The 26,280-nt window shown below is 60.3% G+C and carries 32 protein-coding genes, 1 tRNA gene and 1 pseudogene; 19 read left to right on the top strand and 15 right to left on the bottom strand.

All coding sequences use genetic code 11. The annotated features are described in order from the left end of the window. Positions 1-6: 6 nt before the first annotated feature. Positions 7-1,464, top strand: coding sequence for an efflux transporter outer membrane subunit (locus V7650_RS07920; RefSeq protein WP_100092231.1), 1,458 nt, complete (start codon positions 7-9; stop codon positions 1,462-1,464). A 9-nt stretch (positions 1,465-1,473) separates the two neighbouring features. On the opposite strand, the gene V7650_RS07925 is transcribed toward V7650_RS07920, so the two are convergent. Further along, positions 1,474-1,896: a hotdog fold thioesterase gene (locus tag V7650_RS07925; protein ID WP_100092230.1), complete on the bottom strand. Its 423-nt coding sequence runs from the start codon at positions 1,894-1,896 to the stop codon at positions 1,474-1,476. After that, positions 1,893-2,780 (bottom strand): alpha/beta fold hydrolase, encoded by an 888-nt coding sequence (locus V7650_RS07930; protein WP_100092229.1) that lies wholly within the window; start codon positions 2,778-2,780, stop codon positions 1,893-1,895. Before V7650_RS07930 ends, V7650_RS07925 begins: the two co-directional genes overlap by 4 nt. A gap of 177 nt (positions 2,781-2,957) precedes the next feature. Here V7650_RS07930 and tnpA point away from each other — a divergent pair, with 177 nt between their 5' ends. The 6 genes from tnpA to V7650_RS07960 all read left to right on the top strand — a co-directional run bounded on the left by tnpA (position 2,958) and on the right by V7650_RS07960 (position 5,941). Further along, positions 2,958-3,383, top strand: coding sequence for an IS200/IS605 family transposase (tnpA, locus tag V7650_RS07935; RefSeq protein WP_335653126.1), 426 nt, complete (start codon positions 2,958-2,960; stop codon positions 3,381-3,383). Positions 3,384-3,478: 95 nt separating this feature from the next. Beyond that, a complete protein-coding gene (locus V7650_RS07940; RefSeq protein WP_240616806.1) occupies positions 3,479-3,952 on the top strand; it encodes a MarR family winged helix-turn-helix transcriptional regulator in 474 nt (157 codons plus the stop codon). A 397-nt stretch (positions 3,953-4,349) separates the two neighbouring features. Next, positions 4,350-4,568, top strand: coding sequence for a hypothetical protein (locus tag V7650_RS07945; RefSeq protein WP_100092226.1), 219 nt, complete (start codon positions 4,350-4,352; stop codon positions 4,566-4,568). A gap of 154 nt (positions 4,569-4,722) precedes the next feature. Then, positions 4,723-4,968, top strand: coding sequence for a fumarylacetoacetate hydrolase family protein (locus tag V7650_RS07950; RefSeq protein WP_254305636.1), 246 nt, complete (start codon positions 4,723-4,725; stop codon positions 4,966-4,968). Between the two features lie 62 nt (positions 4,969-5,030). Then, complete coding sequence (locus tag V7650_RS07955; RefSeq protein WP_254305635.1) at positions 5,031-5,306, top strand: hypothetical protein; 276 nt, start codon at positions 5,031-5,033, stop codon at positions 5,304-5,306. A gap of 449 nt (positions 5,307-5,755) precedes the next feature. Next, positions 5,756-5,941, top strand: coding sequence for a hypothetical protein (locus V7650_RS07960; protein ID WP_100092225.1), 186 nt, complete (start codon positions 5,756-5,758; stop codon positions 5,939-5,941). Between the two features lie 231 nt (positions 5,942-6,172). On the opposite strand, the gene V7650_RS07965 is transcribed toward V7650_RS07960, so the two are convergent. Together V7650_RS07965 and folK are read right to left on the bottom strand one after the other, a co-directional pair. Next, positions 6,173-6,248: transfer RNA gene (locus V7650_RS07965), tRNA-Lys, on the bottom strand. Positions 6,249-6,292: 44 nt separating this feature from the next. Next, a complete protein-coding gene (gene folK / locus V7650_RS07970) occupies positions 6,293-6,826 on the bottom strand; it encodes a 2-amino-4-hydroxy-6-hydroxymethyldihydropteridine diphosphokinase (RefSeq protein WP_335655700.1) in 534 nt (177 codons plus the stop codon). Positions 6,827-6,943: 117 nt separating this feature from the next. Between folK and V7650_RS07975 the strand changes: the two genes are divergently transcribed. The 4 genes from V7650_RS07975 to V7650_RS07990 all read left to right on the top strand — a co-directional run bounded on the left by V7650_RS07975 (position 6,944) and on the right by V7650_RS07990 (position 9,864). Further along, on the top strand, positions 6,944-7,495 hold the full coding sequence (locus V7650_RS07975; protein WP_335655701.1) for a superoxide dismutase family protein: 552 nt from the start codon (positions 6,944-6,946) through the stop codon (positions 7,493-7,495). Positions 7,496-7,532: 37 nt separating this feature from the next. After that, on the top strand, positions 7,533-8,006 hold the full coding sequence (locus tag V7650_RS07980; RefSeq protein WP_335655702.1) for a low molecular weight protein-tyrosine-phosphatase: 474 nt from the start codon (positions 7,533-7,535) through the stop codon (positions 8,004-8,006). Between the two features lie 178 nt (positions 8,007-8,184). Then, positions 8,185-8,919 carry a Bax inhibitor-1/YccA family protein gene (locus V7650_RS07985; RefSeq protein ID WP_335655703.1) on the top strand — a complete coding sequence of 245 codons (735 nt, stop codon included), beginning with the start codon at positions 8,185-8,187 and terminating at the stop codon, positions 8,917-8,919. Between the two features lie 159 nt (positions 8,920-9,078). Continuing rightward, the gene (locus tag V7650_RS07990; protein ID WP_335655704.1) at positions 9,079-9,864 is read left to right on the top strand and encodes a hypothetical protein; all 786 of its coding nucleotides are present in this window, start codon (positions 9,079-9,081) and stop codon (positions 9,862-9,864) included. 76 nt (positions 9,865-9,940) lie between these two features. Here the strand turns inward: V7650_RS07990 and V7650_RS07995 are convergent, their stop codons facing one another. The 8 genes and pseudogenes from V7650_RS07995 to V7650_RS08030 all read right to left on the bottom strand — a co-directional run bounded on the left by V7650_RS07995 (position 9,941) and on the right by V7650_RS08030 (position 13,992). Then, positions 9,941-10,555 (bottom strand): glutathione S-transferase family protein, encoded by a 615-nt coding sequence (locus V7650_RS07995; protein ID WP_335655705.1) that lies wholly within the window; start codon positions 10,553-10,555, stop codon positions 9,941-9,943. A 79-nt stretch (positions 10,556-10,634) separates the two neighbouring features. Continuing rightward, positions 10,635-10,769, bottom strand: a complete 135-nt coding sequence (locus tag V7650_RS08000; RefSeq protein WP_335655706.1) for an SRPBCC domain-containing protein — start codon at positions 10,767-10,769, stop codon at positions 10,635-10,637. A gap of 31 nt (positions 10,770-10,800) precedes the next feature. After that, positions 10,801-11,289: a VOC family protein gene (locus tag V7650_RS08005; protein ID WP_335655707.1), complete on the bottom strand. Its 489-nt coding sequence runs from the start codon at positions 11,287-11,289 to the stop codon at positions 10,801-10,803. Next, positions 11,286-12,080 (bottom strand): VOC family protein, encoded by a 795-nt coding sequence (locus V7650_RS08010; RefSeq protein WP_335655708.1) that lies wholly within the window; start codon positions 12,078-12,080, stop codon positions 11,286-11,288. Before V7650_RS08010 ends, V7650_RS08005 begins: the two co-directional genes overlap by 4 nt. A 22-nt stretch (positions 12,081-12,102) precedes the next feature. Continuing rightward, positions 12,103-12,486 carry a DUF1428 domain-containing protein gene (locus tag V7650_RS08015; RefSeq protein ID WP_335655709.1) on the bottom strand — a complete coding sequence of 128 codons (384 nt, stop codon included), beginning with the start codon at positions 12,484-12,486 and terminating at the stop codon, positions 12,103-12,105. Positions 12,487-12,592: 106 nt separating this feature from the next. Continuing rightward, a pseudogene (locus V7650_RS08020) lies at positions 12,593-12,949 on the bottom strand (YciI family protein); the annotation flags it as partial. 3 nt (positions 12,950-12,952) lie between these two features. Beyond that, positions 12,953-13,363 (bottom strand): VOC family protein, encoded by a 411-nt coding sequence (locus V7650_RS08025; protein WP_335655710.1) that lies wholly within the window; start codon positions 13,361-13,363, stop codon positions 12,953-12,955. Beyond that, a complete protein-coding gene (locus tag V7650_RS08030; RefSeq protein WP_335655711.1) occupies positions 13,360-13,992 on the bottom strand; it encodes a TetR/AcrR family transcriptional regulator in 633 nt (210 codons plus the stop codon). The genes V7650_RS08025 and V7650_RS08030 overlap by 4 nt, the downstream gene beginning before the upstream one ends. A gap of 192 nt (positions 13,993-14,184) precedes the next feature. On the opposite strand from V7650_RS08030, the gene V7650_RS08035 reads away from it, so the two are divergent. After that, positions 14,185-14,532 (top strand): EthD domain-containing protein, encoded by a 348-nt coding sequence (locus tag V7650_RS08035; RefSeq protein ID WP_335655712.1) that lies wholly within the window; start codon positions 14,185-14,187, stop codon positions 14,530-14,532. Between the two features lie 82 nt (positions 14,533-14,614). On the opposite strand, the gene clpA is transcribed toward V7650_RS08035, so the two are convergent. After that, positions 14,615-16,933, bottom strand: a complete 2,319-nt coding sequence (gene clpA / locus V7650_RS08040) for an ATP-dependent Clp protease ATP-binding subunit ClpA (RefSeq protein WP_335655713.1) — start codon at positions 16,931-16,933, stop codon at positions 14,615-14,617. A 270-nt stretch (positions 16,934-17,203) separates the two neighbouring features. Further along, the gene (locus V7650_RS08045; RefSeq protein WP_335655714.1) at positions 17,204-17,401 is read right to left on the bottom strand and encodes a DUF1192 domain-containing protein; all 198 of its coding nucleotides are present in this window, start codon (positions 17,399-17,401) and stop codon (positions 17,204-17,206) included. Between the two features lie 99 nt (positions 17,402-17,500). Here V7650_RS08045 and V7650_RS08050 point away from each other — a divergent pair, with 99 nt between their 5' ends. The 6 genes from V7650_RS08050 (at position 17,501) to V7650_RS08075 (ending at position 23,193) form a co-directional block, all read left to right on the top strand. Next, positions 17,501-18,511 (top strand): NAD(P)H-quinone oxidoreductase, encoded by a 1,011-nt coding sequence (locus V7650_RS08050; RefSeq protein ID WP_335655715.1) that lies wholly within the window; start codon positions 17,501-17,503, stop codon positions 18,509-18,511. Positions 18,512-18,514: 3 nt separating this feature from the next. Next, positions 18,515-18,934, top strand: coding sequence for an NUDIX domain-containing protein (locus tag V7650_RS08055; RefSeq protein WP_335655716.1), 420 nt, complete (start codon positions 18,515-18,517; stop codon positions 18,932-18,934). 94 nt (positions 18,935-19,028) lie between these two features. Beyond that, positions 19,029-19,943 carry a UDP-2,3-diacylglucosamine diphosphatase gene (locus V7650_RS08060; protein WP_335655717.1) on the top strand — a complete coding sequence of 305 codons (915 nt, stop codon included), beginning with the start codon at positions 19,029-19,031 and terminating at the stop codon, positions 19,941-19,943. After that, complete coding sequence (locus V7650_RS08065; protein WP_335655718.1) at positions 19,940-21,004, top strand: glycosyltransferase family 4 protein; 1,065 nt, start codon at positions 19,940-19,942, stop codon at positions 21,002-21,004. The genes V7650_RS08060 and V7650_RS08065 overlap by 4 nt, the downstream gene beginning before the upstream one ends. A 153-nt stretch (positions 21,005-21,157) precedes the next feature. Next, positions 21,158-21,841: a DUF1013 domain-containing protein gene (locus V7650_RS08070; RefSeq protein ID WP_335655992.1), complete on the top strand. Its 684-nt coding sequence runs from the start codon at positions 21,158-21,160 to the stop codon at positions 21,839-21,841. Positions 21,842-22,074: 233 nt separating this feature from the next. Next, positions 22,075-23,193 (top strand): MBL fold metallo-hydrolase, encoded by a 1,119-nt coding sequence (locus V7650_RS08075; RefSeq protein WP_335655719.1) that lies wholly within the window; start codon positions 22,075-22,077, stop codon positions 23,191-23,193. Positions 23,194-23,208: 15 nt separating this feature from the next. On the opposite strand, the gene V7650_RS08080 is transcribed toward V7650_RS08075, so the two are convergent. Beyond that, entirely contained in the window at positions 23,209-24,534 is a 1,326-nt protein-coding gene (locus V7650_RS08080; RefSeq protein WP_442955273.1) for a TCR/Tet family MFS transporter, read from the bottom strand. A gap of 52 nt (positions 24,535-24,586) precedes the next feature. Here V7650_RS08080 and V7650_RS08085 point away from each other — a divergent pair, with 52 nt between their 5' ends. Further along, the gene (locus V7650_RS08085; protein WP_335655721.1) at positions 24,587-26,266 is read left to right on the top strand and encodes a long-chain-fatty-acid--CoA ligase; all 1,680 of its coding nucleotides are present in this window, start codon (positions 24,587-24,589) and stop codon (positions 26,264-26,266) included. Positions 26,267-26,280: the final 14 nt, after the last annotated feature.

Below are 26,280 nucleotides of genomic sequence, written 5' to 3' on the forward strand. Positions count from 1 at the left end.
ACCGACATGATCCGAAAATCAATTCCTTTTCTTCTTATTGCCGCCACTCTGGCAGGATGCACCGCCGGCCCAGACTATGCGGGGCCGCCCGAGTTGGCTGCCGCCGGCGGAGCCGGGGGTTTCATCCGGGCCGGCGACAAAGTGAGCAGCACAGTGCCGGAACTCGCCGAGTGGTGGATTCTACTCGACGATCCCGGACTCGATCGACTGATCGAGGCGGCGCTCGCCGATAATCCTTCGCTGGAGGCGGTGGGTGCGCGCATCGCGCAGTCCCGCGCATCCCTCGCGCAGGAAAATGCAGGCCGTCTGCCATCGCTTGGCACCCAAGCAACGGTCGTGCAGGGCCGTCTGCCGGGTTTAGACATTCAGGGCGGTCCGCCACTTCCTCCAGGGACGCCCGGAATGCCGCCAGAAGAGGAAGACGATACCATCAGTTTTTATAATGCCGGCCTCAACGCCAATTGGGAGATCGATTTTGGTGGCGGGACCGGGCGGCGGATCGAGGCAGCCAATGCACAGTTGGCCGCTGCCGTAGCGAATGCCGAGGATGCGCGAGTCCAGCTAACTGCAGACGTCGCCAACGCCTATGTGAACCTGCGCGAGGCACAGCAGCGGGTCGTGCGGTACCGCCTGCAAAGCGAGTTGCAGGAGCAGATACTCGTTCTGACCTATCAGCGTTATCAGCAAGGTACCCTACCGCTGTTTCCGGTCGGAAATGCTAATGCAGAACTGGAGTTGCTCAAGTCGCAACTGGCCGAGGCCGAAGCAGATGAGGCCGTGTTGCTCGATGCGCTCGCCGTTCTGACCGGGCGCGCTCCGGGAGCGCCTTCTCTCGAAGTTGCACCGATTGGCGAGATCCCCCTGCCGCCCGAAAGAGTGGCGGTAGGTGATCCCGCTAGTCTCATCGCGCGGCGGCCCGATATCCGCGCCGCTGAACGCACCTTGGCCGCCGCGACGGCGCGGGTCGGTGTGGCCGAGGCTGCGAAGTTTCCGAAACTCTCGTTCATGGGCATCCTCGGGCTGGGGGGAACCTCGCCGGAAGATATCTTCGACGTAGGCGAGTTTTCTGCCATTGCGATTCCGCGCCTGCAATGGAATTTCCTTGATTTCGGAAGGGTCGACGCGTCGATCGACCGGGCAGGTGCGGCTCGCCGCGAGGCTGCTGCAAATTACCGGCAGACCGTGCTTGCAGCTTTGCAGGATGCCGAGCGCGCCTTAGCCCGTTTCGCGCAGCAGCGCGCTGCGCTGGCGGCTTTGATCCAGGTCAAGCGACATGCCGATAAATCGGCGGATCTCAACCGGCAGCGCTTTGAGTCGGGGGCGATCTCGCGCATCGATCTCAACCGGACTTTGCGCGAGCAGGAGAAGGCCAATACGGACTTGGCCCGGGGCAGAGCTGCCCTTACTCTTGCGTGGATTGCGGTGCAAAAATCGCTCGGCCTGGGATGGCAGGCGCCATCCTAGATGCCGACCCTACAGGTCACCGCATATATAGGCACCGCGCCCGCTAGCGAGCAATTTTTCATTCGGCCCGGTAACGCTGGTTTCGGCCACTGAAATTTGCTGACCGACTTTCACAATCAAACCGGTTGCGACGAGCGGGCCTGAGGTTGCCGGGCGATGATAATCGACCCGCAGATCGGCAGTAGCCTTTACTTTCGTGCCCTGTGCAATGAGGGCGTAGAAACCGGTCAGGTCGATCAGAGACGCAAGTACGCCGCCATGGGCCGATCCGATTATAGGATTGGAAACGATTTCGTCGCGCCATGGCATTTCGAGCTCCAGCCGCTGCGGAGTCAGCGACCTAACCTTCAGATCGAGCCACGCATGGAAAGGCGCGATACGGAGAATTTCCTCTATGCGTGCCCGATCTATTCGCGCTGGCGCCTCGCTCATGTTTCTCGCCCCCGCATGGAGTGATGTCGTTTCAGGAAATCGAGAATGGCGTGAGAAAACGAATCGTTCGCATCGCCCACAACCATGTGAGTGGCGCCGGCGATGTCGGTATATTCCGCATGCGGCGCAAGTTCGCGTAGATGCTCCACCGCGTCTTCGGAAACGAGGTCGCTCGAACCGCCGCGAATGAGATGGACCGGCAAGGTGAGGTTCTGGGTCGCCTGGCTTAATGCTTCAAATTGGCGTTGATGGCGCCCTTCATCGCGTTTGCTGACCGTCCTGCTGCTAAGGATAAAGGCTGGATCCCAATGCCAGTAATACCGCCCATCGGCTTTGTGTCGTAGATAGTTACGCAGCCCTTCGCCGCTCGACCGCTTGCGTCGAAGGGGCATATAACGCGCGATCGCTTCCGACGCCTCTTCGGGCGAGGCGAAACCGGTTTCGATATGCTCTTCCATAAATCCGACAATGCGGTTGACCCCGCTTACTTCCATCTGCGGTGCGATGTCGACAAGTGTCAGGGAAGCGAAGCTGCCGGGCGCCAAATCCCCTTCGGCGAGTATACCGGCCATTCCGCCCAGCGACGCCCCGACCAGCGCAAGCTTGCGCTCCATCCGTGATACGATGGCGACCAGATCGGACGCGAAATCGTGTGTTTCGTAAGCGCCATCGGCTGCCCATTCGCTGTCGCCGTGGCCCCGCATGTCGATGGCGATTGCGTGGAAACCCGCCTCCGCAAGGTCGCCGACCACGTTCTTCCATGCACGACGTGTTTGCCCACCACCATGAGCGAGCAGGACGGGCATCGCACCACTCTCGCCGTTGGCTTCGGCTGTGAGGGTCAAGCCTCCAGCTCCTTCAATGCTGACTGTTTCGCAATACATGGGACTACCCCCTAGCTTCCGGCGCCCCAAACAGTAAAGTTATTTAATGTCTCGCCTTTGAAGGAAACTCACCAGCTTATAGCTGGTAGAAGGCTTCAGCCGTTATTGTTTGCTCAGCACTATCCTCCAGAAAATGACCGGCTCGCAGGCGAAGTCATTTTCTGGAGGATAGTGCTTATGCCATATTCACGCGGGAGCCACACGGCTTTTCATCACCGTTATCATATTGTCTGGGCACCAAAATACCGCTTCAAGGTGCTGCATGGGGAGGTCCGCCTGCGGGTGCGGGAGATCATCCGGCAGGTCTGCAGCGAACTGGGCGTGAAGATCATCCATGGCGTTCTGTCACGCGATCATGTGCATATGTTTGTCGAGATCCCGCCCCATATTGCAGTCAGCGACTTCGTGCGCCGGGCAAAGGGACGCTCATCGCGCAAGATACAGCAGGAGTTCGAGCATATCCGCAAACGCTACTGGGGCCAGCGCTTCTGGCAACGAGGCTATTTCTCGACCACCTCAGGCAATATCACCGACGACGTGATCCTCAATTATCTCGACAAGCATACTAACCCAAACAAAGCTGGCTTCAGCCCCAACCCGTGAACCTACATGGAGTAATCGCGGGAGCGTGTCGCCTTGACGGCATTTATGCAGTAAAGGGCTTTATATTATATTGAATTTACGATATGGTCACTATCATGACAACCGAAACAGCTACAATGAGCGCAAACGCGCAAGACGGCTTCCTGAATGAGACCGATGAGTTTGCGTTTTTGCTGGAGGAAGTACCGCGAGTCCTGCGCAAGTCATTTGATGAATCGATTGCCCAGTTCGGCTTGTCCCGCACCCAGTGGAGAACATTGGCCTATCTGATCAAGACCGAGGGAATGACGCAAACCGAGCTGGCAGTTTGCCTAGAACTGGAACGAGCTACGATCGGATTGACGATTGATCATCTTGAAAAACTGGAATTTGTCGAACGTCGGTCCGCAGAAGATGACCGGCGTGTCTGGCGGATATTCCTGCGTCCAAAGGCAATCGACATTATTCCGGAACTTCGGAAAGAAGCCAACGCCGTTTATCAGAAGATGTTCAAAGGCATTTCCAAAGCAGACTTGACCATCATACGAACCGCGATGGAAAAAATGGTTGGGAATCTAAGGGTGTGCTGAACACGTCAGATCCCAAAATCTAACTGGTTCTGATCCTTCTCTCCCATAGGATCAGCTGGAGCGAGTGGCTGGGGCCACTCGCTCCCTTTTTTGGTATAAGCCAGTTATTGGCGTTGCTAGCGATCGACTCCTGCCGGAGCATAAATCAGGCAGTCATCCGCGGCTAGAAGTTGCTTAACGGGATGTACGACGTGGATAGAGTAGATATCCTCATCCTTATATACAGCGGATATGATCTACACTGCGCCATGTAGCCGTTGGACGGCATAGCGCCCGAGACTACCGAGAATCTCCCAGCGCGGATTGTGTTTGCTTGTAAGAATACCGAAGAGGTGGTCGACCGACCGACAAGAGGGCGGGTTGTGTTGAAAAACTCGGTCTTGTCAGCATTGTAGAGATGCGATTCAGCATTCCTGTAGAGGCGGGAGATGCTGCGATGATGGGCGAGCGGACGGTGATGCAGGAGGCGCTGTTTTTCGGGTCGATGGTCCGGCAACCAATTTGCTCGCTGTTTTCGGTGACTGGCAAGTGGTTCAGCCGAGCGTTGCCAAAGCACTTGATCGCCTTTTTTCGGGGGAAGGTGAAGAGTTTGCGACCACCGACTGTGCTGCGCTGATGCCGCGCAGCTGGCAATGGCTCGACGGCTCTGCCTTTTCAACTCATGGAGACCTTATGCAAGTCGCGTTTGGTCTGGATCCAATCAATACCGACAAACCGCTCATGTATCAGGGTGTTCGGATCGGTTTTTCGGCCCGACCGAAGATGTGTCGTTGCCCACTATCGAACATGGTATTGATTTTGAAGGCGAGTTCGGTGTTATTGTAGATCATGTTCCAATGGGAACATGCGCTACGGACGCAACGAAACACATCAGACTAATCGTCAAAATCAACGACTGCTCTTTGCGCGCGATTGCTCCGATAGAAATGGCAACCGGCTTTGGTTGGGTGCAGGCAAAACCGGCCTGTTCGATGGTGCCCTTTGCGGTGACACCCGATGAACTGGGTGAAGTCTAGAAAGATGGCGTGTTTGACACGACTTATAAATTGACTTGTACGGTGAACGTTTTGGTGCAGCCATGGATTTTGGTTTCCAGGGACTGGTTGCTCATGCTGCATTGACGCGCGATCTGGTAGCGGCAACGATTATTGAGTCGGGTACCGTTTCCGATTCAAACTATACAGAAGTCGGATCAAGCTGTATTTCAGAGGTTCGTGCGATCGAGGTGATCCGCGACAAGGGCCTAGCCACAACGCCGTTCCTGTCTTTTGGTGACCCTATTCGCATCGAAGGGCGCGGAATTGACGGCTCATCCCCATGTGGTGTGATCGACCAGCAGGTCGTTCAAGCCTGACGTGCGACTGCCACTTTCTGAAAATAGTATAGGAAAGCCTGATTTGTCATGCCAAGATCGCTCAATTGAAATTGTTTTCAATTGAACCTATTTGGTTGATCTTTTTGACCATGTTCTAGAATGAGCGTGAAATCCATAGGGTGCGATGAGAACAAAAAGAGAGTATCCGCACTTACATTGCACTTACAGCGGTGATATAAGAATTCAGCATTTTGAAAAAATGGCTGAAAACTGGCCGGGACGAGAGGATTCGAACCTCCGATCCCCCCCAGCATCGACTGCTCAGGATAACGCGATCATCTTTAGCCAGGATTGTTCAATCAGTGTTTATTTTTGTCAGAAAAAAAGATTACCATGACACATCTTATTCGTCTGCCCTCTGGTGTTGTTTCGCTGAACACCTAAAGCTCTTGTTCGCATCGCAATTTGAATCGTGATACAACGCAACTATGACCAAGCCAGATCCAGCAACATTGAAAATTGTGGCGGCGCTAATTCGAACCCGCATGGACCGCCTTTCCGGCGATCAGCGACTTGATGGTCTAGAGCGCCTTGGAGCATATCGTGAGTTCAATCAATTGGCGAAAGATCTTGACGCGACCGCAGTCGAGTTTACTCGCGACGAGAAATGGTAGCAGGCGCCGCTACCGGAAATCGTTTTTACATTTATCACTGTTTTGGGTTGGATGGTTCGTTGGTTTAGCAATCAACGCTGTTGTATTCCCTACCTTTGAAAGAACTGGTCCATCATCAGTTCTTCGAATATTGGAATTTCTTCCATTTGCTACCCAAAATGCTACCCAAGTTGCAAATATTGCAACTTCGAATATCATTCTGTCAGAAAATCGTTTATCTTCAACGTATTATGGTGAGCCCTGCTGGGTTCGAACCAGCGACCTACTGATTAAAAGTCAGTTGCTCTACCGACTGAGCTAAGGGCCCCACGACCGGCGGTGCGTTGCGCATTGCCTTCGGGAAGCGCTTCCCTAGGGACGGTTTGGCGGAGGGTCAAGCCGCTTTGGCGCTTTTTCCCGTCGCTTCCTGGGGCGCCGGTTCAGGGCGGCGAGCTGGGCCATGGTCCGGCCGCTGAGCGGGTCGCGCCAATCGCCCGCGATTTCGGCGGCCGGGCCGAGCACGAAGCCGCGCTCGCGCATCAGCGGGTGGGGTATCGTCAGCGGGGGCGGACCGCCAGCGAACATGCCACCGCTCCACAGGATGATATCGAGATCGAGCACCCGGCGCGACCAGGGCTGGCCGCGGCGCGCACCGAATTGCGACTCGATGTGCTTGAGCCGCTTGAGCAGTGCCTGCGGCGGCAGCGCTGTTTCCAGAATTGCGGCGGCATTGGCATAGCGGCGCTGGGACGGTCCGACCGGGCGGGAGCCGATCACCGCCGATCGAGCGACCACCATCAGGTCGTCATCCTCGGCGAGCCGGCGGGCCGCCGCCGCGATCACGGCGCGCGGTCGTCCGGCGTGCCGGTGCCGCTGGTTCGAACCGAGAGCGATCAGGTAGAGCATGGACGGCACGGTAGCTCCGGTGCGACAGGAGGGGGCGACGAACGGAACAGGGGGTTCCAAGCCGGTGTATCGGCTGCTATCATGCAAGCAATGGCAAGAAAATCAAGGAGAAGCTGCATGCGTCACGCTCAATTCACTCTACCGGGCATCGCCCTGTTGTCGCTCGTTGCTGCGTCCTGCAGCCCGCAGGGAGAATCGCCCGGCGAGGCCAGCGGCAACGTTGCCCGCGCCGCACTGGTCGGCGCGGACGAGACACAATATGGCGAGGTCATCGTGGCCCAGGGCGATGAGGGGCTGCTCGTCAATATCAGGGCGCAGGGCATGTCTCCCGGACCCCATGGCGTGCATATTCACCAGACCGGCAAATGCGAGGGCCCCGATTTCAAGTCCGCCGGCGGCCACTGGAACCCGGGGAACAAGGAGCATGGCTTTGACAATCCGCAGGGCGCGCATGCCGGGGATTTCTTCAACCTCGACATCGGCGCCGATGGCACCGGCTCGCTCGAGGCTACCGTATCGGACGCCAAGCTGCGCGATGGCGACTTTGCCCTGCTCGACGCTGACGGCGCTGCCTTTGTCGTGCACGAGGGAGCGGACGACCTCAAAACTGATCCGTCCGGCGAGAGCGGCGGCCGGCTGGCTTGCGGCGTCTTTGTCGGCGGCCGCTGATCGGCGCGTTGCGTTGCGGCTGGCAGCAGAGCGGTAGATGAGTGTAGCGGTCCTGTTCGTGTGCCTCGGCAACATCTGCCGCTCGCCGCTGGCCGAGGCGGCGCTGCGCCAGGAATGCACGGCATCGGACCTGAATATCATCGTCGATTCCGCCGGAACGGGCGACTGGCATGCCGGTCAGCCGCCGGACGAGCGGGCTCAGGCGGCAGCAGCGCGCAACGGGCTCGATATCGGCCATTTGCGTGCCCGCCAGGTGACCCCGGCCGATTTTCGGGATTTCGATCACATCGTCGCCCTGGACCGCCAGAATTACCGGGATCTGCGGGCCATGCAGCCGGCCAATGCGCGTGCGCAGCTGTCGCTGCTGCTTGACCATGTCGAGGGCAGGGCGGGGGAGGATGTCGCCGACCCCTATTATGGCGAGGACGCCGCTTTCGACCAGACATGGAGCGAAGTGACCGATGCCGCGAGGGCGATGCGGCAGCGGCTGGAAGCGGACGCCGTTGCCTAGCGCCTGTTGCTGGCTGGCGACAGGGGGCCGGACGCGCCTCTTCATAGATAATATCTATCGAATTGCCTGATAGTATTTTAGAAGCCCGTTGCGGTTTCTCTTGAAATAGCGGTACTATTACACGATATTGAACGCATGGAGCCGAATTGCTGGCTCGCCAATTGAGGAGTATGGAAATATGGCTTGGCAGGATCCAAGAACAACCTTCGGGCAGGCACCGGTTGGCGCCGCATCGCAGACGCAGGTTGCGTTTGACGCGGGCCTGCGGACATACATGCTCAAGGTTTATAATTACATGGCCAGCGGCGTGCTGCTGACCGGCGTCGTTGCGATGCTGTTCGCCAGCTCCGGCTTGGCGCAGGACATCATGTTCGGTGGCGGTCCCCTGAAATGGCTGATCATCCTTTCGCCGCTCGCGATCGTTTTCGCGATGAGCTTTGGCCAGAACAAATTCTCGACCTTCACGATCCAGGCAATGTTCTGGGCGTTTGCGGCTTTGATGGGCATGTCGATGTCGACGATATTCCTGGTCTATACCGGCGCGTCAATCGCCCAGACCTTCTTTGCCACGGCGGCGGCCTTTCTGGGCTTGAGCCTCTACGGCTACACCACCAAGAAGGACCTGTCCGGCATGGGCAGCTTCCTGATCATGGGCGTGATCGGCTTGCTGGTTGCGATGGTGATCAATATCTTCCTGCAATCGACGATGATGCAGCTGGTGATCAGCGCCATCGGCGTTTTGATCTTCGCGGGCCTGACCGCCTACGACACGCAGCGGATCAAAAGCATGTATGCCTATGTGGCGGGAACCGACATGGTCGGCAAGACCGTGGTCCTGAGCGCGCTCAGCCTCTATCTGGACTTCATCAACATGTTCCAGTTCCTGCTCTATTTCATGGGCAACCAGGAATAGGCTAGAGGGCGGAACAGCCCACCCAAATTATCGGAAAGGCCCGGCAGAAAACTGTCGGGCTTTTTTGTTTGGCACTTCGTCGAGAATTGATCGCAATTGCTGGACAAGGGCTTGTGTGAATCCTAATGAAACGGCTGTTGTTTTGGGGAGAGTATCACGATGCCGCGTTTGAAGAATTTGCGTCTGTTATTGATAGCCGGTGGTCTGGCTGCTCTCGCGGCCTGTCAAACGCCGCCACCGCCGCCACCGCCCCCGCCGCCGGTCGTCCAGCCGCAATATACGCCGCGCGCTCCGACCCCGCCATTCGGTGCCAGCAGCTTGACCATTGTCCCTGCGTTGCGGGCTGACGGTCTGCGCGAAACCATCAACCGCGACATTGGTCCGCTGGAGACCTTGTGGCACGTGCGTGCGGCCCTGAATGTTGCTGCGCTCAGCTGCACCGGCCCGCTCTACGAGCGCCTGGTGGGTGACTATAATGCCTTCATCACCAACAACAGCGCCTCGCTGCGCAATGCCAACGATGCGATTATTCGCAAATTCCAGCGGGATATCGGCGCCGGATACAAGGTTGAGCATGACCGGCACCAGACCCAGCTCTACAATTACTGGTCCTTCTCGCCGCTGCGCCGGCCGTTCTGCGATCAGGCTGTACAGATCAGCCAGCGCGCGATCGTGACCAAGTCTGCCGACCTCGACGATTTTGCGGCACGGGCGCTGCCGGAACTGGAGAAACCATTCACCGATTTTTACCTGGCCTATGAGGAATATCAGCGCGATCTTCAGGCATGGCAGGTCCAGTATGGCCAGCCAGGATCGGTCCCGGTTCAATCCATCACCGTCCAGCCGGATGCTGGATTCGGTACGGTCGTGCCCAATCTCGCCCAGCCGGAAGCCACCATCGACGTCCCCACGCCCGACTCAGACCAGCCGGTAACCGGCGGATAGAGGGGGCTCTCCTGTAATGAAGAAAAGGCCGGATCTGCTGATCAGATCCGGCCCTTTCTTTTGGAGGGACTGCGGTTCAGCTATTTTCGGCGATCAACCTATCGTCGATCGCCTTTGCGGCCAGATAGGCGTCGCGCCCGGTCACCCGGCCGGCATAGGCCAACAAGGAATCCCGCTTCGGCAGGGTATCGAACATCGTGCCCCACACCACCTGCGCGCCGACATAGACGTCGGCCATGGTAAAGCGCGATCCGCAGACATAGTCATCGGCCTGGAATTTGGCATCCAGCACATCGACGACCTGTTCAAAATTGCCATAGCCGGCCATCATCTGCTTGTCCGGTACCACCTCGAAGCCCATTGACCGGTTGGTGACCGCCGCTTCCACCGGACCGGCGGTGAAAAACAGCCAGCGGAAATAGTCGGCCTTCTCGGCCGCGGTGGGCGCAAGGCCGGCATCCGGGAAGGCTTCGGCGAGATAGGCGCAAATGGCCGCGCATTCGGTCACGATGGTGCCGTCGTGATCGATGGCGGGCACCTTGCCCATCGGATTGACCTTGAGATAATCTTCTGCCTTCATGGACGTGCCATATTCCAGCAGCACCTGGTCATAGTCGGCACCGGCTTCGTGCAGGGCCCAGCGGCCGATCTGGCCGCGCGACATCGGGTTGGTGTAAAAGATCAGGCTCATGTTATTTTTCTCCTCCGTAGCAACGAGAACATAGTAGGAACAAAATTCCGCGAGTCAATCTCGATCGCGCTCGGGATACTCAGGATCCCGCTGGTCCTTCGCAAAGCTCGGCAAGCTGGTCAGCGCATGCGCCCCAGCCCTCCGCAAAGCCCATCGCTTCATGCCGGTCACGGCCTTCCTTGCTCCAGTGGCGGGCCACCGCGGTATAGCGCATGCCGCTGCCTTCTGCTGGGCGAACAGCTCGATCATGGCGCCTCCTTCACCGCGGCCTCGATCGCCGCCACGTCGATCTTGCGCATCGTCATCATCGCCTCGAATGCCCGCTGGGCAACGGCGCCGCCTCGCGCCATGGCGTCCGTCAGCACCCGCGGGGTGATCTGCCAGTTGAGACCCCATTGGTCCTTGCACCAGCCGCATTCGCTTTCCTGTCCGCCATGGCCGACGATCGCATTCCAGTAGCGGTCCGTTTCCTCCTGGCTGTCGGTCGCAATCTGCAGCGAAAAGGCCTCGCTTTGCGGGAATGCCGGACCGCCGTTCAGGCCGATGCAGGCAAGGCCGCAGACCGTGAACTCCACCGTCAGCGCATCGCCCGCCTTGCCGCCGGGGAAATCGGCCGGCGCATGGTGTACCGCCGTGACCCGGCTGTCGGGGAAGGTTTCGGAGTAGAAGCACGCGGCCGCTTCCGCATCCTTGTCATACCACAGACAGAGCGTGGCTTTGGCAGCGGCGCTCATGTCCGCGCTCCAACCAGGCCGAATATCGCGCCCTGCGGGTCCATAGCCACCAGCGAATAATCGCCGCCGGGTATTTCAATCGGCTCCTGCACCAGTTGGCCGGACTTGGCCTTGATCGTCTCGACCGCCTTGTCGATATCCGGGACGCGGAAATAATAGGTCCACATCGACACCGGCTGCTCCGCCATTTTCGGCATGACCGCGCCCAGCATGAATCCCCGATCGTCCCCGACCTTCCAGAATTCATATTTGCCCATCGGCCCCATGTCCATGTCGCCATCCTGCTGCCAGCCGAACTGATTGCCGTAGAATGTCTTGGCGCCTTCGGGATCCTCGGTGGCCAATTCGTTCCACGCACAATGGCCGGGTTTCGGCTCGGTTGCCGCAAAGCTGCTGCTGTCACCGCCTTCCACGCTGCCCTTCATCACATAGAACGGCGCGCCCTGCGGGTCGGCGACAAAGGCCATGCGTCCGACGCCCGGGATATCCCATGGCTCCATGTGGACGGCACCGCCGCTGGCCTTGATATCGGCAACCGACGCATCGACATCGTCGACCCCGATATAGCCCAGCCAGCAGGGGCGGGCACCACCGGCCGTCATCTCGCTGGTCAGCGGCATCAGCCCGCCGACCTCGGTGCCTGCCATCGAGAACAGGCGGTAATCCATATCGGGCTGGTCGGACGCCTTGACCGTCCAGCCGACGACGGCGCTGTAAAATTCCTGCGCCTTGTCGGCATCGCCGGTCATCAGTTCATACCAGATGAAATCACCATGTCTGTTGGCCATCATTTCCTCTCCTCGTATCTCTCAGCTATTTCTCCAGCGTGACCACGGGCACGAAGCCGCCGAAGATCATGCGCTTGCCGTCGAAGGGCATAGGATTGTTCGCCGGATCCATGCGCGGGTCGGCCATCTCCGGATTCTCCATCATCTCGGTCATCTTCGCCATCGCTGCGTCGCGGGTGGCCTTGTCGGGCCATTCGATCCAGGAAAACAGCACCGCCTCATCTTCGGTGGCTTTCACCGCGCCGAAAAAATCGGTGACCTCGCCCTTCGGGACATCGTCTTGCCAGCATTCCAGTATGCGCGTCGCGCCCAGTTCCATGAACACCGGGTCGGCCTTTTTCGCATGGGCAATGAATTTTTCCTTGTTCGCCTTCGGGCAGGCGATCACGAAACCGTCAATATAGCTCATCTTCCTTCTCCTTCTGATAAACAGTCCATCATTGGTCGCGGGCCAGCCGGTTGCGGAGCCCTTCCTCCTGCTGCGCCTGCTCGGGCGTCAGCGCCTCGCCAAAATCCGCAGCCTCGTAATAGGGACGGATCTCCAGTTCGCTCGGCCCCGGCATCGGATTGGGGCAACACCTGGCCCAGGCGACTGCCTCGTCCATGTCGGCGACATCCCATATCCAGTAACCGGCCACCAGTTCATCGGGCGGGCCAAAGGGACCGTCGATCACCGTCCGGCTGTCGCCGTCAAAGGCGATCCGCTTGCCGAAGGACGAGGGCTTGAGGCCATCACCATCGACCAGGATCCCGGCGTCGACCAGCTGCTCGTTATAGGCGCCCATCGCGGCGAACATCTCGGCCATGTCCTCGACCGGACCCAGCCCCGCTTCGCTGTCTGCGGTTGCCTTGACAAATACCATCACGCGCATCGCTCATTCTCCTGCCATCGCTGCATCCATGTCCATCCAGAAGGGCCCCCAGACATGGCCGTCGGGATCGGCGATATCGCGGCCATACATCCAGCCATGATCCTGCACCGGATTGATGTCGGCGGTGCCGCCTGCGACCGCTGCGGCCTCGCACATCGCATCCACCGCGTCCCGGCTCTCGCAGGACAGGGCCAGCATCACCTCGCTCGAAGTGGCAGGCGGGATCGGGCGGTCGGTGAAGGTTCGCCACTTGTCACGGGTCAGCAACATCAGGTTGATCGTGTCGCTCCACACCATGCCGGCGGCCGTCTCGTCGGTGAACTGTGGATTGTTGGTGAAGCCGAGCGCCTCGTAAAATGCCATGGAGGCGTTCAGATCGGCGACTGGCAGGTTCACGAAAATATCTCGACTCATTGTAGGCTTCCTTCCTCTTTCATGCGGTTTTCACAGTTGAAAAGCATCAGCACATAGCGCCGCAGATGGGCGATCGCGTCGTGGACCGGCGCTGCGCTGCCCTGGCCCTTGGCGAGAATGAACGCGCCTTGCAGAACGGCCTGTGTATGGAGTCCCAGTGACAGGCCAGTGACGCCCTCGGGTGCGCCATAGTGCGCAATGGCTTGATCGAGATCCTCGGCAAGCCGGGCGCTGTGGCCGGCGATGCTCTGGTAGGCGGCGCCCCGGATTGCATCGCTGCTGCCATAGCATTCCTGCAGGCTGGTACCGGCATAACAGGTGAAGTCGGCCACCTCGCCGGTGGCAATTTCATCGCGGAAGTCGAGATAGCCGAGATAGCGGTCGAGCGGGTCTTCGTGGCGATTATAGTCCGCTTCCATGAACAGCGCGCTCGAGGTGGCGGTCCAGTGCTCTGCCGCCGCTGCACCAAGGGCATCCTTGCTCGCAAAATGGTGAAAGAACGCGCCCTTGGTCACGCCCGCCATTCCGCACAGCTGATCGACGGTGGTCGCCGAAAATCCCTGTTGGCGGACGAGGGCTATGGCCGCGTCCAGCAGCTTGGAACGGGCATTTTCGGTTTTGGCGGGCAAGGTGCGACTCGTGTTCATCTGTACAACATACCAACCAGTCGGTATGTTGTACAGATGGAATCCTGTGGGCGAGGGTGGCCGCCTCGTTCAGCCGCTGCGATCGCGGCTCACCGTCCTGCCATTTTTGACAGCATCTCGCCCCGTTCCGCTCCGCCTAGCATGGCTGGACAGGTTGACAGCGGCAGGAGCGCCATGATGATCAAGCATTTCTTTCTGATTTCGAAAAAGCCCGAGATTTCCGCGGAGGATTTTCGCACCTATTACGAAACCCATCATGTCCCGCTGGTCCGGCGGTTGCTGCCCATGTTCGCCCATTACCAGCGCCACTATATCGACCGGTCGGAAAGCCGGATCGATGCCGCGCAGGTCGAGCCGGATTTCGACGTAATCACCGAAATCCATTTTGCCACGCAGGCCGACTACGACCTTTTCCTCGAAACCGTCTCCGATCCCGACGTGCTCGCTGCGATCCGCGCCGACGAGGCCCATTTCCTGATCAGCGACGCCACCCGGTCACTGCGCATGGACAGCAGCAGCTAGGACCTCCGCGCAGACCCGGACAAAAAAACGGCGTGGGGATTAGCCACGCCGTCTTGTCTGGTTACAGAGTCCGGTTCGCGAATTACTTCGCCTTGCTGGGGGACTTTTTCTTTGCCGGAGCTTTCTTTTTCTTCGCCTTCGGCGCTGCCGCCGTGACTTCGAAATTCAGGGCATTGTCCTTCAGGTGCACCTTGACCTCGCCGCCGTTCCTGAGCTTGCCGAACAGCAGTTCCTCGGCCAGCGGCTGCTTGATCTTCTCCTGGATCAGGCGGCCCATCGGACGAGCACCGTAGAGCTTGTCATAGCCGCGCTCGGTGAGCCATGCCTGCGCATCCTCATCAAGCGTGATGTGGACATTCTGATCGGCCAGTTGCAGCTCGAGCTCGAGAATGAACTTCTCGACGACCCGGGCCACCACTTCGGTCGGCAGATAGGCGAAGGGCACGATCGCATCCAGACGGTTGCGGAATTCCGGCGAGAACATCTTCTTCACGGCCTCGTCGCCGGCATCTTCCTTCGACATATTGCCGAAGCCGATGCCTTCCTTGGCCATGTCGGACGCGCCGGCATTGGTCGTCATGATCAGCACGACATTGCGGAAATCGACGGTCTTGCCATGATGATCGGTCAGCTTGCCGTTGTCCATCACCTGCAGAAGGATGTTGAACAGGTCGGGGTGCGCCTTCTCGATCTCGTCGAGCAGCAACACGCAATGCGGGTTCTGGTCGATGGCATCGGTCAGCAGGCCGCCCTGATCATAGCCGACATAGCCCGGAGGCGCACCGATCAGACGGGAAACACTGTGCCGTTCCATATATTCGGACATGTCGAACCGCTTCAGCGGGATGCCCATGATCGACGCCAGCTGCCGCGCGACCTCGGTCTTGCCGACGCCGGTCGGGCCGCTGAACAGATAGTTGCCGATCGGCTTTTCCGGTTCGCGCAGGCCCGCCCGCGACAGCTTGATCGCGCTGGACAGCTTGGCGATCGCCTCGTCCTGGCCAAAGACCACGCGCTTGAGATCCTTCTCCAGATTTTCCAGCGTCTTCTTGTCGTCCTTGGACACCGACTTGGGCGGGATCCGCGCCATCGTCGCAATCACGGCCTCGATATCCTTGGCGGTGATCATCTTCTTGCGCCGCGAGGGCGGCAACAGCATCTGCATCGCGCCGACCTCGTCGATCACGTCGATCGCCTTGTCCGGCAGCTTGCGGTCGTTGATATAGCGGGTCGACAGTTCCACTGCCGATTTCAATGCATCCGGCGAATAACGCACCTTGTGATGCTCTTCGAACGCGCCGCGCAGACCAGCGAGAATCTTGATCGTGTCCTCGACCGAAGGCTCGTTGATGTCGATCTTCTGGAACCGCCGCAGCAGCGCCCGATCCTTCTCGAAATGGTTGCGGAATTCCTTGTAAGTGGTTGATCCGATGCAGCGAATGATCCCACCGGACAATGCCGGCTTGAGCAGGTTCGAAGCGTCCATCGCGCCGCCGCTGGTTGCGCCGGCCCCGATCACCGTGTGGATCTCGTCGATGAACAGGATCGCGTCCGGCATTTTTTCCAGCTCGGACACGACCTGCTTCAGCCGTTCCTCGAAATCGCCGCGATAGCGGGTCCCCGCGAGGAGCGAGCCCATGTCGAGCGAGTAGATCACCGCCGGCTTCAACACGTCGGGGACATTCTCCTCGACGATGCGCAGCGCCAGGCCTTCGGCAATCGCCGTCTTGCCGACGCCGGGTTCGCCGACATAAAGCGGGTTGTTCTTCGAGCGCCGGCACAGGATCTGCACCGTCCGGTCCACTTCCGCCTGTCGTCCGATCAGCGGGTCGATCCGGCCCTCTGCGGCTTTCAGGTTCAGATTGACGGTGAACTGGTCGAGCGCGGTCTCTTTCTTGTTTTTCTCTTTCTTGTCCTGTTCGCTATCCATGCCGGACAGCTCGGCCGGTTCGGCGCTCTGGCCGCCCTTGCCGACGCCGTGGCTGATATAGCTTACCGCGTCTAGCCGGCTCATGTCCTGCTGTTGCAGGAAATAGACCGCGTAGCTCTCGCGTTCGGAGAACAGTGCGACCAGCACATTGGCGCCGGTCACCTCATCCTTGCCGGAGGACTGGACATGGAGGATGGCGCGCTGGACCACGCGCTGGAATCCCGAGGTGGGGGAGGGATCGATCGCCTTCTCCACCTTGAGCGAATCCAGTTCGCTGTCGAGGTAGAGGATGACGGCATCTTCCAGGTCACCAAGATCGACGCCGCAGGCGTTCATCACCTGGGACGCGTCGCCATCGTCTATCAGGGCAAGGAGAAGATGCTCGAGCGTCGCATATTCATGGCTGCGATCCGATGCGTTTTTCAGCGCCTGGTGCAGCGTTTTCTCGAGCGATTCCGCAAATGATGGCATATGTTTTACTCCAAATTGGGGCGCTTTTGCCGCCCCGGTTGCCGCGCCGGATAGTCTTTCATCCAGGATCGGGCTTTCACTAACTGCTTGCTGTCTAGATCGTGAGCCGTCCGGCAAACGTCAAGGGTTGCCCGGGTTCGGATTAGCTAGCATCCAGCGAAAGCTGCCGGTTTTCGTCTCCTTCATCCTGTAGACGGCCCATAACGAAACGCCTGAAGCCGAATATTGTTAAACAAGGTTAACAAATGCTTTATTGAAAGCCAGCATTTATCACGTCTTGAACAGATTTTCTGCGCTGGCGCGATGCGAGACGGCAAAGCTTTTCTTGGATTCACAGCGGCTTATTTCGGATTTCAGCAGTGAAATTCGCTGATCCAGTTCATCAACCGACAGGGGGTCCAGGTCCTGACGGATCAGCAGGGCCAGCGGATCATTGGCATTACGCGGTAAATTATCGTCATCGTCCATGAATCGACATGCCTCCTCCAGCGCAATGTTGACCGCCCGCGCTTTGCTGTCAATAAGGGGTTGGAATAGAAACGTCCTACAAAACTCGGGGTAAATTCAATGGCCGTATCTGAACTGTTGCAAAAAGAAATGACCGCGATCGCGATCAGTGAGCCGGGGGGACCGGAGGTGCTGAAGCCGGTGACCATGCCCTTGCCGCAGCCGGCGGCGGGCGAAGTTCTGGTCCGGGTGGCGGCGGCCGGTGTCAACCGGCCCGATGTCGTCCAGCGCAAGGGCCTCTATCCCGCGCCTCCAGGCGCATCGCCGCTGCCGGGACTGGAAATATCGGGCACGGTGGTGGCGCTTGGCGAGGACGTCGGAACGGAATGGATCGGTCGCCGCATCTGCGCGCTGACCAACGGCGGCGGCTATGCCGAATATTGCGTCGCGCCCATCGGCCAGTGTCTGGAGGTTCCCGACAGCCTGAGCATGGCGGAGGCGGCGGCGTTGCCCGAAACCCTGTTCACGGTCTGGGGCAATCTGTTCAACCGCGGCTTTGCCCGGGAAGGCGAGACCGTGCTGGTGCACGGTGGCACCAGCGGCATCGGTACGATGGCGATCATGCTCGGCAAGCTGTTTGGCCTCGACGTCATCGTCACCTGCGGCACCGATCAGAAATGCACCGCTGCCAAGCAGGTCGGCGCCGATCACGCGATCAACTACAAGACCCAGGATTTCGTCGAGGAGATCAGCAAGATCACCGGCGGGCAGGGTGTCGACATCGTGCTCGACATGGTCGCCGGCGACTATGTCGCGCGCAATCTGCAATGTCTCAAGGAAGACGGCCGGCACGTGACCATTGCGGTCCAGGGCGGGGTGCAGGCCAGGATCAACATGGCACAGGTGATGATGAAGCGCCTGATCCTGACCGGCTCGACGTTGCGGCCGCAATCGACCGAGCGCAAGGCGCTGCTCGCCGACGAGCTGCACCGCTATGTCTGGGGCGACGTCGAGGCGGGCAAGCTCAAGCCGGTGATGGACGAAAGCTTTCCGCTGGCCGATGCCGCCAAGGCCCATGCCCATATGGAAGCCGGAGATCATATCGGAAAGATCGTGCTGCTGGTCGAGTAGCCGATGTCCGGCGACTTGGACTTTCATGGCGCCAAGGTCGCTATATTCATCGACGATGCCATATTGGTTTACCGCCGCGACGACCGGCCGGACATTCCCTTCCCCAATATGCTGGATCTTCCGGGCGGCGGTCGGGAGGGACGCGAGAGCGGTGCCGAATGCGTGGCGCGCGAAACATTCGAAGAATTCGGCCTCCGCATCGCCATCGACAATTTCGAATATGTCGAGACCTACCCGAACTGGCGCGGAAAGGGGCATTCGGCGCTGTTCTTCGTCTGTCGACTGTCCTCCGATATTCTCCAGGATGTCGTGTTCGGCGACGAGGGTCAGGACTGGCAGGCAATGCCGGTTGCCGAATATCTGGCGAGTGACGAGGCGGTTCCCCACTTGCAGTTGCGCGTGGAAGCCTGTCTGAAAACCTAGGTTTTCCGTCACCAAAGCTTCATAAAAGGGGAATCGGGCTGTAACAATCAGCGCGTAAGGCTTGCGTCCATGGATAGTGTCCATGGGAGTTATTATGGCTAAGCAATTTCCGCCCTTCTCGAAATCCGATGTGCCCCTGCTCGACGCCGATCGCTATGAAGCGCGGCTCAAGCGCAAGCCGAGGGTGCGGGCGCAGGACCGGACCCACTACCGGACGATCTGGATTTCCGATATCCACCTCGGCACCCGCGGCTGCAATGCCGACCTGCTGATCGACTTTCTCGACCATGTCGACAGCGACACGCTCTATCTGGTCGGCGACATCATCGATGGCTGGCGGATGAAGAAACGGTTCTTCTGGCCGGACAGCCACAATGACATCATTTGGCGCATCCTCAAGCGCGCGAAGCGCGGCACCCGGATCGTCTACATTCCCGGCAATCACGACGAGATGTTCCGCCAGTTCACCGGGCTGAACTTCGGCGGCGTGGAAATTCGCCGCTCGGCGATCCACGAAACCGCCGATGGCCGCCGATTGCTGGTGCTCCACGGCGACGAGTTTGACACCGTGATGCTGGCCCATCGCTGGCTCGCGGTGGTTGGTGACGCCGCTTATGTCACGCTGATGCGGCTGAACTGGCTGGTCAACAAGATCCGCAACCGGCTGGACCTTCCCTATTGGTCACTGTCGAAAATGGCCAAGCACAAGGTCAAGAATGCGGTGGAGTTCATTGGCCGCTACGAGGAAACGGTGGCCAAGGCGGCAGAAAGCCGCGGCGTCGACGGCGTTGTCTGCGGCCATATTCACACCGCCGAGCACCGCGATATCCGGGGCATCCAATATTATAACGATGGTGACTGGGTCGAAGGCTGCACCGCTCTCGTCGAATGCGACGACGGCACGATGCAGATCCTCCACTGGGCCGACGAGATCAAGGCGCGCAAGGACCGCGATGACGTGCCGGTCCGGTTGCGCTCCGTCGACGGCGGCATGGACCAGGCCGCGTGAAGATCGCGCTGGTCACCGACGCCTGGCATCCGCAGGTCAACGGGGTCGTCCGCACGCTGGACACGGTCGTCGGACTGCTGCGCGACCGCGGCCACGAGGTGCTGGTGATTTCGCCGGACCAGTATCGCTCGATTCCGGCGCCAAGCTATCCTGAAATCCGGCTGTCCTATGCCCGCGCGCGGACCATCGGCAAGAGGATCGAAGCCTTTGCCGCGGACGCCGTCCATCTGGCCACGGAAGGCCCGCTCTGTATCCAGGCGCGCCGCTGGTGCCGGCGGGAAGGGCGTCCCTTTACAACGGCTTATCACACACAGTTCCCGGAATATCTGGCCCGGAGGACGAAATTGTCGCCGCGCCTGTTCTGGCCCTATATCCGCTGGTTCCACCGCAAGTCGGAAGCGATCATGGTGTCGACGGAAAGCGTTCGCGCGCAGCTCCGCGCCGAACGACTGCCCCACGTCCATCACTGGAGCCGCGGCGTGGACCTGAAATATTTTCATCCAGACGCGCCAGCGCCTCTTGAATATGACGCGCTGCCCCGGCCGATCCAGCTCTATGTCGGGCGGGTCGCGGTCGAGAAAAATATCGAGGCCTTTCTCGACAGCGATCAGCCGGGCTCGAAGGTCGTGGTCGGCGACGGGCCGGCGCTGGACAGCCTGAAGGCGCGCTATCCGGGCGTATATTTCGCCGGCCGCAAGACCGGCAGCGAGCTGGCCGGCTATTATGCCGGTGCCGATGTCTTCATCTTTCCCAGCAAGACCGATACCTTCGGCCTCGTCATCATCGAGGCGCTCGCCTGCGGAACCCCAGTCGCGGCCTATCCGGTGACCGGTCCGGTCGACATCCTGACGGCGAAAGGCGGCGCGATGGATCGCGATCTCAACGTCGCCATCCGGCAGGCGCTGTCGCTGGATTCCGCCGATTGCGTCGCGCTCGGCAAGGAATATAGCTGGGATGCCAGCGCCAGCCAGTTTTTCGCCGGACTGGTCTCGCAGGATCGGCATCTCCAATGCCACATGTCGCGCCGCTTCCTGGCCAAGGCGATATTTGCGCGGGTTTAGCCAAATATCTTGCCGACCGGCTCGAGATATCCTACATAAGCTAGCAACAGGCCGTCTCCGCAAGGGGGCGGCCCTTTATTTTTATCGCATCGCCGGCGCTGAACCGCCGGCTTTTGGAAGGATGCCATCATGGCCGAACAAGCAACCCCACTCATGCAGCATGCCACCGCAAGCTGGCTGGTCGACAACACGGCGCTGAGCTTCGAGCAGATTGCCGAATTTTGCGGTATTCACATTCTCGAGGTCAACGCGATGGCCGACGATCTCGCCAGCTCCAAATATACCGGGCGCGACCCGGTGCAGGCGCACGAACTGACCCACGAGGAAATCGAGAAGGCGGAGCAGGACCCGAGCTACCGGATGAAGATCCAGAAGGGACCCGACCAGGTCCGCCGGACCAAGGGCCCGCGCTACACGCCGGTGTCCAAGCGCCAGGACAAGCCGGACGGCATCGCCTGGCTGCTGCGCAACCACCCGGAAATTTCCGATGCCCAGGTCGGCAAGCTGATCGGCACCACCCGCACCACGATCAACGCCATCCGCGACCGCGAGCACTGGAATATCGCCAATATCGCGCCCAAGGATCCGGTGACTCTCGGCCTCTGCTCGCAGCGCGAACTCGACGCCGTGGTCGCCAAGGCGGCGAAGAAGGCGGGTATCGAACCGGAAGTCGCCGATGACGCGAAGCTCGGCGGCGACCGGCAGGCGCTGATCGCGGAACTGCAGGAAGAGCGCGCGCAGGCGGCTCGCAATGCCGCGGCGGCCCTTTCGGGCGAAACGGACGAAGAATCCGCACCGGTGGAACATACGGCAGAAACGCTCTTCAAGGATCGCTGATCGGGGATCAGCTTTCCCGAAGGCGAAACGAGGGGAGGCAGGGATGAACGAAGGAAATCCGGGCAGGCTGCGGCTGATGAAACTGGCCGCAATCGCCATATTCGGCGCGATGGCGCTGGTTTTTGTTTTTGTCGTCGGGCTCGGCTGAGATCAGCGCCGCGGCCGCACTAGCAGTTTAACCAGCCGATTAAATCGGGTTGCGTTTCTGCCGGGGCAGGGTCTATGGCTATGCCATGGACGCACCCAGAAAACCCCCCGCCTATGACGCGATGCTCGCCGACCACGGCTTCGACCCGATCGAATCCGACGGCCTGACCTATCCGCTCGGCGACTATGAACCGAAATTCGGCGAATATTTCGAGCTGATGCCGGGCATCGGCTGGACCCGCACGCCGGTACCCGGCCCGCTCGGCCATATCAACAACTGGGTGCTGGCCGACCGCCACGCCGACGGCAGCGCCGGTTTTGCCATCGCCGACACCGGCCTGTTCATGCCCGCCGTCATCGACGCCTGGAAGCATCTGTTCGAGGACGGCGCGTTGCAGGGGCAGAGCGCAACAAAGATCATCGTCACCCATTATCATCCCGACCATGTCGGCTGCGCCGGTTGGCTGGCAAAAAGGTTCAAGGCGCCGCTGCACATGAACCGGACCGAGTGGCTGCTGACCCGCATGCTGCTCGCCGACAAGCGCGACGGCGTGCCGGAAGAGGCGCTCGACGAATGGCGCTTCTGCGGCTGGGACCAGCATCTGATCGACGACTTCGCCAAAAAGGGATGGGGCCGCTTCGCCCGCGCCGTGTCCGACCTGCCGATCGGCCATATCCGGATGGAGGAAGGCACCCGCCTCAACACCGGCGACCACGAGTGGCGGGTGATGATCGGCAACGGCCACACACCCGAACATGCCTGCCTGATCGACGATCATGCCAAGGTGATGATCTCCGGCGACCAGATCCTGCCGCGGATCACCTCCAACATCTCGACCATGCTCAGCGAACCGACCAGCGACCCGCTCGGCGAATGGCTGGCCAGCATCGCTCGCTTTCGGAGGGAACTGGACAATGACCTGCTGATCCTGCCCGCCCATGGCCGCCCGTTTCTCGGCGCGCACCAGCGGCTCGAAGCGCTGGCCGAACGCCACAACGAGGCGCTCGATGATCTGGAACAGGGTCTCCGCGAAAGCCCGAAGCGCGTGGTCGACAGCTTTCCCTATCTGTTCCGCCGTCCGATCACCCCCGATGTCATCGGCATGGCCAGCGGCGAGGCGATGGCAACGCTCCGCCATCTGCAATATACCGGCCGCGCGAGGCTTGAAATGAAGGACGGAACGGCCTGGTACAGCGCCGCTTGACCACGGCTGGCGCGCTCAGTCGGTAGCGGGATGGGCATCCGGCGGCGGCGCAACCTCGCCGCTGGTGCGATGCAGCGCATAGCCGCGCAGGAATATGGCCAGCGCGACCAGCGCGATCAGGCCGGCAAGGGCAAAGGGCGCACCGGGCAGATAATGGACGGTGCCGGCAACGGTGAAGGCGGCGAACACGGCGGTGAACATGGGCGGCCCGATGACCGATGCCACGCTTTGCAGGCTGGCAACCGCGCCCTGCAACTCCCCCTGCGTATCGTCGGACACCGCCCGGCTCATCAATCCGTTGAGCGACGGCTGGAACAGGCCCTGCAGGGCGCCGACGGGAATGGCGAGAAAGATCAGCCAGCCCTGGTCCGGTCCCGCAACCAAATAGGCAACCGTGCTCACCGCCATCCCGAGGGCGCCAATGATGACGGCGTTGCGTTCGCCGATTCTGGGGATGAGTATCCGGATCAGCAGTCCCTGGACCACCGCCGCACCGATCCCGACGCAGGCCAGCGCCAGGCCCACCGTGAAGGCGCTCCAGCCGAAATTCTCGATCGCGTAGAAGGCAAAGACGATCGGGTAGACGACATGGCCGATCATCCATACGGTCAGCGCAGCGGCGTACCAGATGACCACCCGATTCTGACCGGACAGACCCTGCAGGGCCACGAACGCGTTGGCCCGCCTGATGTCGAAGGCCCGCCGTCTCTCGACCGGCAGGCTCTCGCGCAGCATCACGATGCCGAAGATGAGGTTGATCGCGGCCAGTCCGCCGGCTGCGAAAAAGGGCAGGCGCGTACCATATTCGCCCAGCAGCCCGCCGAGCGCCGGTCCGAAGATGAAACCGAGACCGAAGGCGGCGCCAATCAGGCCGAAATTCTGCGACCGCCGTTCGGGCGGGGAAATATCCGCGATATAGGCATAGGCGGTGCTGAAGCTCGCGCCCATGATGCCGGCGACGATCCGGGCCACGAACAGCCACAGCAGCGACGGCGCAAGGCCCATCAGGACATAGGCAATGGCATAGCCGCCGAGGGCGCCCAGCAACACCGGGCGGCGGCCGAACCGGTCGGACAGGTTGCCGACGACCGGGCCGAAGATGAACTGCATCGCGGCATAGGCGAAGGCCAGCCAGCCGGCGTCCACCGCTGCCGCGGAGAGGCTGTCACCGGTTATTTCGGTAATCAGCTCGGGCAGGACCGGCATGATGATACCGAAGCCGAGCATGTCGATCAGCACGACCAGAAACACAAAGACCAGCGAGGACTTGGGTGCGGCAATGGAAGTGGAATCGGTCATCGATTTTTGCCCTACACCGGGGCCGACCGGAAAGGGAGCCAATTATCACGGAATTTCATTGTCAGTTCAGGCGGCTTCACTTACACAAATGTCAATGACTGATATACCATCTGCCCAGCCCCCGATCTGGAAATCACGCTACAACCACCCCACCCAGTGGGACCAGTTTTACCCGCCGCTGTCGATGCCGGGCATGTTCTTTCGCTCGGCCGGTCGCCGCGGCGATGCGAACCTGCTCGACTTCATGGGCCGCAAATATAGCTACAGCGAGGTCGCCTCCGGCGTCGTGCGCGTGGCCAGGGGGCTGCAGGACCTCGGGATAGGCAAGGGCGACCGGATCGGCCTCTTCCTGCCCAATGTACCGCATTATGTCAGCGCCTATTACGGGGCGATGGCAATCGGTGCGACCGTGGTGAACTTCTCGCCGCTCTATACCGTGGAGGAACTCAACCACCAGGTCGAGGACAGCGGGACCAGGATCCTGTTTACCCTTTCGGCCACGGCGCTGTTCCCGACCGCATATGAGGTGCTGCAGCAATCCAGTCTCGAACGGCTGGTGGTCGGTAGCGTCGCCGGCGCGCTCCCGGCCGGCAAGGCGCTGTTCTACTCGCTGTTCCGGCGCAAGGAGAACAGCCCCCAGCCCGATGATGTGCGGATCACGCCCTTTTCCGAGCTGATCGCCAACGACGGCAATTACAAGGCCCCCAATATCCGTCCGGACAAGGATGTCGCGCTGCTGCAATATACCGGCGGCACCACCGGCGCGCCCAAGGGCGCGATGTGCAGTCACCAGAATTTGACCGCCAATGCGCGCCAGATCAACAGCATCGACCCCTATATCGACGAGGCCGACCGGCTGATGGGGGTGCTGCCCTTCTTCCACGTCTTCGCCAACAGCGCCGTGCTCAACCGCACGATCGAGCGCGGCGGCGAAATCGTGATGCTGCCGCGCTTTGACGCGAAACAGACGCTGAAGGCGATTACCCGCACGAAGATCACCGCAATGCCCGGCGTGCCGACCATGTACCAGGCGTTGCTCGATCATCCTGATATCGACAAGACCAATTTCTCCTCGCTCAAGATCTGTGTCTCCGGCGGGGCGCCGCTGCCGATGGAGCTCAAGAAGAAGTTCGAGGCCAAGACGGGCGCCAAGCTCGTCGAAGGCTACGGCCTGACCGAAAGCTGCGGCGTCGTCAGCGCCAATCCCTACGAAGGATTGAACAAGGCCGGAACCATCGGCCAGCCGGTTCCCGGCACGCTCGTGAAACTGGTCGACAAGGGCGATCCGACGAAGCCGGCCCCCGACGGAGAGCCCGGCGAACTGATATTTTCCGGTCCGCAGGTGATGCAGGGCTACTGGAACCTGCCGGCGGAAGACGAAAAGGTGTTCGTCGATGGCTTCCTGCGCACCGGCGACGTCGCCACCATCGACGAAGACGGCTATATCAGGATTGTCGACCGGCTGAAGGACATGATCGCCGTGGGCGGCTTCAAGGTCTTCCCGAGCCAGGTCGAAGAGGTGCTGTATCGCCACGAGGCGGTCAAGGAAGCCCTGGTGATCGGTGTCCCCGATGCCTATCGCGGCGAAAGCCCCAAGGCCTATGTCGCGCTGGAGCCCGACATGACCGTGACCGGCGAGCAATTGAAGCAATGGCTGAACCCCAAGCTGGGCAAGCACGAACGGGTGGTGGACGTGGTGATCCGCGACAGTCTGCCAAAGACCATGATCGGCAAGCTGGACCGCAGGGCGCTGCGCGAGGAAGAGCTGGAATAGGCCGGGACAGCCGG

Source organism: Parasphingorhabdus sp. (genome assembly GCF_036964565.1).
GTDB lineage: Bacteria > Pseudomonadota > Alphaproteobacteria > Sphingomonadales > Sphingomonadaceae > Parasphingorhabdus.

Bases quoted from the DNA above. Each gene is read 5' to 3' on its own strand.
- V7650_RS07920 (WP_100092231.1), top strand. From the start codon at position 7: ATGATCCGAAAATCAATTCCTTTTCTTCTTATTGCCGCCACTCTGGCA.
- V7650_RS07925 (WP_100092230.1), bottom strand. From the start codon at position 1,896: ATGAGCGAGGCGCCAGCGCGAATAGATCGGGCACGCATAGAGGAAATT.
- V7650_RS07930 (WP_100092229.1), bottom strand. From the start codon at position 2,780: ATGTATTGCGAAACAGTCAGCATTGAAGGAGCTGGAGGCTTGACCCTC.
- tnpA (WP_335653126.1), top strand. From the start codon at position 2,958: ATGCCATATTCACGCGGGAGCCACACGGCTTTTCATCACCGTTATCAT.
- V7650_RS07940 (WP_240616806.1), top strand. From the start codon at position 3,479: ATGACAACCGAAACAGCTACAATGAGCGCAAACGCGCAAGACGGCTTC.
- V7650_RS07945 (WP_100092226.1), top strand. From the start codon at position 4,350: ATGCGATTCAGCATTCCTGTAGAGGCGGGAGATGCTGCGATGATGGGC.
- V7650_RS07955 (WP_254305635.1), top strand. From the start codon at position 5,031: ATGGATTTTGGTTTCCAGGGACTGGTTGCTCATGCTGCATTGACGCGC.
- V7650_RS07960 (WP_100092225.1), top strand. From the start codon at position 5,756: ATGACCAAGCCAGATCCAGCAACATTGAAAATTGTGGCGGCGCTAATT.
- folK (WP_335655700.1), bottom strand. From the start codon at position 6,826: ATGCTCTACCTGATCGCTCTCGGTTCGAACCAGCGGCACCGGCACGCC.
- V7650_RS07975 (WP_335655701.1), top strand. From the start codon at position 6,944: ATGCGTCACGCTCAATTCACTCTACCGGGCATCGCCCTGTTGTCGCTC.
- V7650_RS07980 (WP_335655702.1), top strand. From the start codon at position 7,533: ATGAGTGTAGCGGTCCTGTTCGTGTGCCTCGGCAACATCTGCCGCTCG.
- V7650_RS07985 (WP_335655703.1), top strand. From the start codon at position 8,185: ATGGCTTGGCAGGATCCAAGAACAACCTTCGGGCAGGCACCGGTTGGC.
- V7650_RS07990 (WP_335655704.1), top strand. From the start codon at position 9,079: ATGCCGCGTTTGAAGAATTTGCGTCTGTTATTGATAGCCGGTGGTCTG.
- V7650_RS07995 (WP_335655705.1), bottom strand. From the start codon at position 10,555: ATGAGCCTGATCTTTTACACCAACCCGATGTCGCGCGGCCAGATCGGC.
- V7650_RS08000 (WP_335655706.1), bottom strand. From the start codon at position 10,769: ATGCGCTATACCGCGGTGGCCCGCCACTGGAGCAAGGAAGGCCGTGAC.
- V7650_RS08005 (WP_335655707.1), bottom strand. From the start codon at position 11,289: ATGAGCGCCGCTGCCAAAGCCACGCTCTGTCTGTGGTATGACAAGGAT.
- V7650_RS08010 (WP_335655708.1), bottom strand. From the start codon at position 12,080: ATGATGGCCAACAGACATGGTGATTTCATCTGGTATGAACTGATGACC.
- V7650_RS08015 (WP_335655709.1), bottom strand. From the start codon at position 12,486: ATGAGCTATATTGACGGTTTCGTGATCGCCTGCCCGAAGGCGAACAAG.
- V7650_RS08025 (WP_335655710.1), bottom strand. From the start codon at position 13,363: ATGAGTCGAGATATTTTCGTGAACCTGCCAGTCGCCGATCTGAACGCC.
- V7650_RS08035 (WP_335655712.1), top strand. From the start codon at position 14,185: ATGATGATCAAGCATTTCTTTCTGATTTCGAAAAAGCCCGAGATTTCC.
- clpA (WP_335655713.1), bottom strand. From the start codon at position 16,933: ATGCCATCATTTGCGGAATCGCTCGAGAAAACGCTGCACCAGGCGCTG.
- V7650_RS08045 (WP_335655714.1), bottom strand. From the start codon at position 17,401: ATGGACGATGACGATAATTTACCGCGTAATGCCAATGATCCGCTGGCC.
- V7650_RS08050 (WP_335655715.1), top strand. From the start codon at position 17,501: ATGGCCGTATCTGAACTGTTGCAAAAAGAAATGACCGCGATCGCGATC.
- V7650_RS08055 (WP_335655716.1), top strand. From the start codon at position 18,515: ATGTCCGGCGACTTGGACTTTCATGGCGCCAAGGTCGCTATATTCATC.
- V7650_RS08060 (WP_335655717.1), top strand. From the start codon at position 19,029: ATGGCTAAGCAATTTCCGCCCTTCTCGAAATCCGATGTGCCCCTGCTC.
- V7650_RS08070 (WP_335655992.1), top strand. From the start codon at position 21,158: ATGCAGCATGCCACCGCAAGCTGGCTGGTCGACAACACGGCGCTGAGC.
- V7650_RS08075 (WP_335655719.1), top strand. From the start codon at position 22,075: ATGGACGCACCCAGAAAACCCCCCGCCTATGACGCGATGCTCGCCGAC.
- V7650_RS08085 (WP_335655721.1), top strand. From the start codon at position 24,587: ATGACTGATATACCATCTGCCCAGCCCCCGATCTGGAAATCACGCTAC.